General features: G+C 72.3%; 5 protein-coding genes and 1 pseudogene. All 6 read right to left on the bottom strand.

Annotation, left to right across the window (positions count from 1 at the left end):
* A pseudogene (locus E1211_RS29260) lies at positions 1 to 293 on the bottom strand (GNAT family N-acetyltransferase); the annotation flags it as partial.
* A gap of 58 nt (positions 294 to 351) precedes the next feature.
* On the bottom strand, positions 352 to 1,125 hold the full coding sequence (gene dapB, locus E1211_RS29255; protein WP_132352994.1) for a 4-hydroxy-tetrahydrodipicolinate reductase: 774 nt from the start codon (positions 1,123 to 1,125) through the stop codon (positions 352 to 354).
* 77 nt (positions 1,126 to 1,202) lie between these two features.
* The gene (locus E1211_RS29250; RefSeq protein WP_132352992.1) at positions 1,203 to 2,594 is read right to left on the bottom strand and encodes a pitrilysin family protein; all 1,392 of its coding nucleotides are present in this window, start codon (positions 2,592 to 2,594) and stop codon (positions 1,203 to 1,205) included.
* An 87-nt stretch (positions 2,595 to 2,681) separates the two neighbouring features.
* Complete coding sequence (locus E1211_RS29245; protein ID WP_132352990.1) at positions 2,682 to 5,042, bottom strand: polyribonucleotide nucleotidyltransferase; 2,361 nt, start codon at positions 5,040 to 5,042, stop codon at positions 2,682 to 2,684.
* A 227-nt stretch (positions 5,043 to 5,269) separates the two neighbouring features.
* Positions 5,270 to 5,539 (bottom strand): 30S ribosomal protein S15, encoded by a 270-nt coding sequence (rpsO, locus tag E1211_RS29240; protein WP_043962418.1) that lies wholly within the window; start codon positions 5,537 to 5,539, stop codon positions 5,270 to 5,272.
* Positions 5,540 to 5,787: 248 nt separating this feature from the next.
* On the bottom strand, positions 5,788 to 6,695 hold a 908-nt coding region (locus E1211_RS29235; RefSeq protein WP_132352988.1), incomplete at its 5' end, for a bifunctional riboflavin kinase/FAD synthetase.

Genomic DNA, 6,695 nt, shown 5'->3' with positions numbered 1-6,695 from the left:
ATCCCCCGCCCCTGCTCCGCGGCATCAATGATCATGCCGCCGATCCAGTGCGAGCCGTCGTCGTCGACGCCCCACATGACGTGCCCCACGACCGTCTCGTCCGCGTACACGGCGAGCGACCTCCACACGTCGCCACGCATCGTCAACAGCAGGTAGCGCGCGGCCAGCGCGGGCACCCAGCCCCGCTGGTCGTCGCGGGGCGCGACGTCGGCCACCGGCCGCCAGTTGTCGTCGTCCACCGGACGCAGCGTCACGGCGCGCCCGTCCCGGTCCCGGTGCCCAGCATCGATCATCGGGGCAGCCTAGGGGCCGGCACGGTACGACGGCGAACGGATTCCGCCGACCAACCACTCAGTCGAGCAGGGCGTCCAGACCGACGGTGAGACCGGGGCGGTTGCGCACCGCCCGCACGGCGAGCAGCACGCCCGGCATGAACGAGGCCCGGTCGTAGGAGTCGTGCCGGATGGTCAGGGTCTCGCCGGTGGTGCCGAAGAGCACCTCCTGGTGCGCGACCAGCCCGGTGGCGCGTACGGCGTGCACCCGGATGCCGTCGATCTCGGCACCGCGCGCCCCGGGCACCTCGTCCTTCGTGGCGTCCGGCACCGGGCCGAGACCCGCCTCGGCGCGGGCCCGCGCGATCTGCCGGGCGGTGTGCGTCGCCGTGCCGCTGGGCGCGTCGAGCTTCCGGGGGTGATGCTGCTCGATGATCTCGACCGACTCGAAGTGCCGGGCCGCCCGCGCGGCGAACTGCATCATCAGCACCGCGCCGATGCCGAAGTTCGGGGCGATCACCACGCCGACGCCGGGCCTGGCCGCCAGCCAGCCACGGACCCGCTCCAGCCGCTCCTCGGTGAAACCGGTGGTGCCGACCACGGCGTGGACGCCCCGCTCGATGCACCACTGCAGGTTGTCCATGACGACGTCCGGGGTGGTGAAGTCCACGACCACCTCGGCGGTGGCGTCGGACACGGCGGAGAGCCCGTCACCCTGGTCGATCGTCGCCACCAGCTCCAGGTCGGCGGCGGCGTCGACCGCCTTGCACACCTCGAGCCCCATCCGGCCCCGCGCGCCCAGGACGCCGACCCGCAGCGGCTCGGCCGGGTTTCTCTCCTGCTCGTCAGTCACGGGGCACAACCTATCCCAATCAGGACGTCCCTCAGCCGGGCGGGCGACCGTTTCCGCCGGCCGCGATCCTCACCGGATCAGGCGGTGGCGAAGTCGCCGTTGCCGAACGGGCCGACCACGGCCAGCGACATCGGCCGGGCGAGCAGGTCGGCGGCGAGCGTGTTGACGTCCTCCAGGGTCACCGCGTCCACCCGGGCGAGCAGCTCGTCCACCGGCATCAGGTCGCCGTAGAGCAGCTCCCCCTTGGCGAGCCGGCTCATCCGCGAGCCGGTGTCCTCGAGCCCGAGCACGAACGAGCCCTTCGACATGCCCTTGCCGCGGGCCACCTCCGCCTCGGTCAGCCCGCCGGCGGCCACCCGGGCCAGCTCGGCGCGGGTCAGCTCCAGCACCTCGTCCACCTTGCCCGGCGCGCAGCCGGCGTAGACGGCGAAGAGGCCGGTGTCGGCGTACTGGCTCGCGTAGGAGTAGACCGAGTAGGCCAGGCCGCGCTGTTCGCGGATCTCCTGGAAGAGCCGGCTCGACATGCCGCCGCCGAGGACGTTGTTGAGCACCCCGAGGGCGAACCGCCGCTCGTCGGTCCGGTCGATGCCCGGGCAGCCGAGGAGGACGTGCGCCTGCTCGGTCTCCTTCGGCTCCACCAGCGTGCCGGCGGGACGGGTGGGTACCGCAGGTGTCGCCGGCCGGTGCGGCGCGGGCGTGGCCGGTGCGGTGTCCAGCGGGGTGCCGTGCAGTGCCTGCCGGACCAGCTCGACCACCGTCGCGTGGTCCAGGTTGCCGGCGGCGGCGACCACTATCTGCGGTGCGGTGTAGTGCCGGCGGTAGAAGTCCCGGATCTGCGCCCGGGTCATCGGGGTGACCGTCTCCTCCGTGCCGGAGATCAGCCGGCCCAGCGGGTGGTCGCCGTAGACGGCCCGGGCGAAGAGGTCGTGCACCTCGTCGCCGGGCTCGTCGTCGTGCATGGCGATCTCCTCGAGGATCACGCCGCGCTCGGTCTCCACGTCCGCCGCCTCGAGCACGGAGTCGGCCACGAGGTCGCACATCACGTCGATCGCCAGCGGCAGGTCCTCGTCCAGCACGCGGGCGTAGTAGCAGGTGTACTCCTTGGTGGTGAAGGCGTTGGTCTCGCCGCCCACCGCCTCGATCGCCGAGGAGATCTCCAGCGCGCTGCGCTTACGGGTGCCCTTGAAGAGCAGGTGCTCCAGGAAGTGCGCGGCCCCGGAGTGCGGGCCCGTCTCGTCCCGCGAGCCGACCGACACCCAGATCCCGAACGACACGCTGCGCATCGTGGGGATCGCCTCGGTGAGTACGCGCAGCCCGTTGGGGAGCACCGTACGCCGCACCGTGCCGCCCAGCGGGTCCTCGCTGATGGTCCGGGTCACCGCCCGCCCGGTGCCGCCGGAACGCGCGGCCCCGGACACCGCCGCCCCCCGTCGATCCGCAGAAAAAGGCGCACGCTGGGCCCGGCTCACGGAAACCTGCTCTCACTTCGACGAGGGGTGGGTGAAAGAAAACCGGCCGGACGGCACCCGTCGGGGCGCCGTCCGGCCGGTCGGTGATCAGCTGTGCCGGGTCCGGCGGCGCGGGCGCGACTCGCCGCCGCCCTCGCCACCCTCGCCGCGCTCCGGGCCACGGCCACCGCGCTCACGGTCACCGCGCTCACGCGGGGCCCGCTCGCTCCGCTCGCGGCCGGCCGGACGCTCGCCACCGGCGGCCTCCGGGGCGGCGGCCGGCGCCTCGGCGCCCTCGGGGCGCACCTTGTCCAGGTAGATCTTGCCGCGCTGGTCGATGTCGGCGATCTCCACCTCGACGCGGTCACCCACGTTGAGGAAGTCCTCCACCTTCTCGACCCGCTTGCCGTCGCCCACCTTCGAGATGTGCAGCAGGCCGTCCCGGCCGGGCAGCAGCGAGATGAACGCGCCGAACGCGGCGGTCTTGACCACCGTGCCGAGGAACCGGTCGCCGACCTTCGGCAGCGTCGGGTTCGCGATCGCGTTGATCCGCTCGACCGCCGCCTGGGCGGACGGGCCGTTGGTCGCACCGACGTAGATCGTGCCGTCGTCCTCGATGGAGATCTCGGCGCCGGTCTCGTCCTGGATCGCGTTGATGGTCTGGCCCTTCGGGCCGATCACCATGCCGATCTTGTCGACCGGGATCTTCACGGTGGTGACCCGCGGCGCGTAGTCGCTCATCGTGGCCGGGCCCTCGATCGCCGACTGCATCACGTCGAGGATCGTGTGCCGGGCCTCGTGGGCCTGCTGGAGCGCGCCGGCCAGCACGTCCGACGGGATGCCGTCGAGCTTCGTGTCGAGCTGGAGCGCGGTCACGAAGTCCCGGGTGCCGGCGACCTTGAAGTCCATGTCGCCGAAGGCGTCCTCGGCGCCGAGGATGTCGGTAAGCGTCACGTACTGGGTCTTGCCGTCGACCTCGTCGGAGATGAGGCCCATGGCGATGCCGGCGACCGGTGCCTTCAGCGGCACACCCGCGGAGAGCAGGCCCAGCGTCGAGGCGCAGACCGAACCCATCGAGGTGGAGCCGTTGGAGCCGAGCGCCTCGGAGACCTGCCGGATGGCGTACGGGAACTCCTCGCGCGAGGGCAGCACGGGGATCAGCGCCCGCTCGGCGAGCGCGCCGTGGCCGATCTCGCGCCGCTTCGGCGAGCCGACCCGGCCGGTCTCGCCGGTGGAGTACGGCGGGAAGTTGTAGTTGTGCATGTAGCGCTTCGACTTCTCCGGGGAGAGCGTGTCCAGCGCCTGCTCCATGCGGAGCATGTTGAGCGTCGTGACGCCCAGGATCTGGGTCTCGCCGCGCTCGAAGAGCGCCGAGCCGTGCACCCGCGGCAGCACGCCGACCTCGGCGGTGAGCGGGCGGATGTCACGCGGGCCACGGCCGTCGATGCGGACCTGCTCGCGCAGCACCCGGCTGCGGACCTCGGACTTGGTGAGCGACCGGAAGGCGGCGGAGAGCTCCTTCTCGCGGCCCTCGAAGCGCGGACCGAGCTCCTCGGCGACCCGAGCCTTGACCCGGTCGAGGGCCTCCTCACGGTCGGCCTTGCCGGCGATCTTCAGCGCCTCGGCGACCTCGGCGCGGGCCAGGTCGGCGACCGCGTCGTAGGCGTCGTCCTGGTAGTCCAGGAACACCGGGAACTCGGCGACCGGCTTGGCGGCCACCTCGGCGAGCTCGCTCTGCGCCCGGCACAGCTCCCGGATCGCCGGCTTCGCGGCCTCCAGGCCGCTGGCGACGACCTCCTCGGTCGGGGCGGGAGCGCCGCCGGCGACCAGCGCCACGGTGTGCTCGGTCGCCTCGGCCTCGACCATCATGATCGCGACGTCGCCGTCCGGCAGGGCGCGACCGGCCACGACCATGTCGAAGGTGGCGCGGGCCAGCTCCTCGTGGGTGGGGAAGGCGACCCACTGACCGTCGATGTGGGCCATCCGGGTCGCCCCGATCGGGCCGGAGAACGGCAGGCCGGAGAGCTTCGTCGACATCGAGGCGGCGTTGATCGCCACCACGTCGTACGGGTGCTGCGGGTCGAGCGCGAGGACGGTCTCCACGACCTGGACCTCGTTCCGCAGGCCCTTGACGAACGACGGGCGCAGCGGCCGGTCGATCAGCCGGCAGGTGAGGATGGCGTCCTCGCTCGGCCGGCCCTCGCGACGGAAGAACGAGCCGGGGATCCGGCCCGCGGCGTACATCCGCTCCTCCACGTCCACGGTCAGCGGGAAGAAGTCGAACGACTCCCGCGGCTGCTTGCTGGCGGTGGTGGCGGAGAGGACGACGGTCTCGCCCAGCTGGGCGATGACCGAGCCGGCGGCCTGACGAGCGAGGCGGCCGGTCGAGAAGGTGATCTCGCGGGTGCCGAAGGACCCGTTGTCGATCACGGCAGTGCGGGATTCGGTGCCGAGGTTGGTCTCGGTCATGGTGCGGTAGTGCTCCTTCGCATCGGAGGGCTCGCGACGCGGGAAGCTGCTCAGACGGCCGGTCTTCGATCGAAGCGCCCGGGCCACGGCGGTAAGCCGGGTACCCCGGGGGCCACTACCGGAGACCGGTACGCTGACCGGCTCCCTACTCGGTTGGTCGCGTTGCCCTGTTCTCTTCCTGCGGTACCGGAGCGGGGGAGCGGCCGGATGGCCACTCCCCCGTCACGTCACCGACGCAGACCGAGCCGCTCGATGAGCGACCGGTAGCGGTTGATGTCCTTCTTCTGGACGTAGTTGAGCAGCCGACGGCGACGGCCGACCAGCAGCAGCAGCCCACGGCGGCTGTGGTGGTCGTGCTTGTGCACCTTCAGGTGCTCGGTGAGCTCGGCGATCCGCTTGGTGAGGACCGCGACCTGCACCTCGGGCGAACCGGTGTCGCCCTCGGCGGTCGCGTACTCCGCACGGATCTTGGCCTTGGCTTCCTGGTCGAGCGCCATGTTCTCCCTGTTTCGATGGGTTGATCACTGATGTCCGTCGCTCCGGTCGATGGACCGGAGCCGGACCGGCACCTCGCACCCGCGGCGTCGAGCAGGCACGCGAGGCCCCGTCGGTCGTCCGACGTCCCCGCCAGACTACCAGCCGCAGCCGCGCCCACCGGCCAAGGGCCGTGCGGCGCCACGCGGGCGTCGGGCGCGTACCCCACGCCCGTACCCCCGGAGGCGGGTCTCCGACCTGGTCGGGAGGGTCAGCCGAGCACCTTGCGGGTCCGCTCCACGTCCTGGTTCATCTGGGCGATCAACGGCTCGATCGAGTCGTAACGGATCTGGCCGCGCAGGTGCGCCACGAAATCCAGCGCCAGGCGCTCGCCGTAGAGATCACCGGCGAAGTCGAGGGCGTACGCCTCCACCCGCCGCTCCCGCCCGGAGAAGGTGGGGTTCGTGCCGACCGACACCGCCGCCATCAACGGTTCCCGCTGGCCCCGACGGACCAGCCGGGCCGCGTACACCCCGTCGGCCGGGATCGCCGCGTACCGGTGGCAGAGCAGGTTGGCGGTGGGGAAGCCCAGCTCACGCCCGCGCTGGTCACCGCGGACCACCACCCCCTCCACCCGGTGCGGCCGGCCCAGCGCCGCCGCCGCCGCGCCGACGTCTCCGGCGTCGACGCAGGAGCGGATGTACGTGGAGGAGAAGACGGTGCCCTCCTCGGCGACCAGGGGGCCGCCCTCCACCGAGAAGCCGAACGTGTGGCCCAACTGCTCCAGCAGCGCCACGTCACCGGCGGCCCGGTGCCCGAAGCGGAAGTTGTTCCCCACCACGACCCGCGTCGCGTGCAGGTGCTCGACCAGCACGTCGTGCACGAACGCCTCGGCCGGGAGCCGGGAGAACTCGGGCGTGAACGGCACCACGCAGAGCACGTCGACACCGAGTTCCTCGATCAGCTCCGCCTTGCGGGCCGACTCGGTGAGCACCGCCGGGTGCGAGCCGGGCCGGACCACCTCGGCGGGGTGCGGGTCGAAGGTGAGCACCACCGACTGCACCCCCAGTTCCCGCGCACGCGCCACGGCGTGCCCGATGGTCGCCTGGTGCCCCCGGTGCACGCCGTCGAAGACGCCGATGGTGACGACCGACCGCCCCCACCCACCGGGTGCCGCGT

The sequence above is a fragment of the Micromonospora sp. 15K316 genome, assembly GCF_004348525.1.
In the GTDB taxonomy this organism is placed as follows: Bacteria; Actinomycetota; Actinomycetes; order Mycobacteriales; family Micromonosporaceae; genus Micromonospora.
This window is presented reverse-complemented; position numbering and strand designations above follow the sequence as displayed.

Excerpts from the sequence above, each read along its gene's own strand:
- E1211_RS29245 (WP_132352990.1), bottom strand. The coding sequence starts at position 5,042 with ATGACCGAGACCAACCTCGGCACCGAATCCCGCACTGCCGTGATCGAC.
- rpsO (WP_043962418.1), bottom strand. The coding sequence starts at position 5,539 with ATGGCGCTCGACCAGGAAGCCAAGGCCAAGATCCGTGCGGAGTACGCG.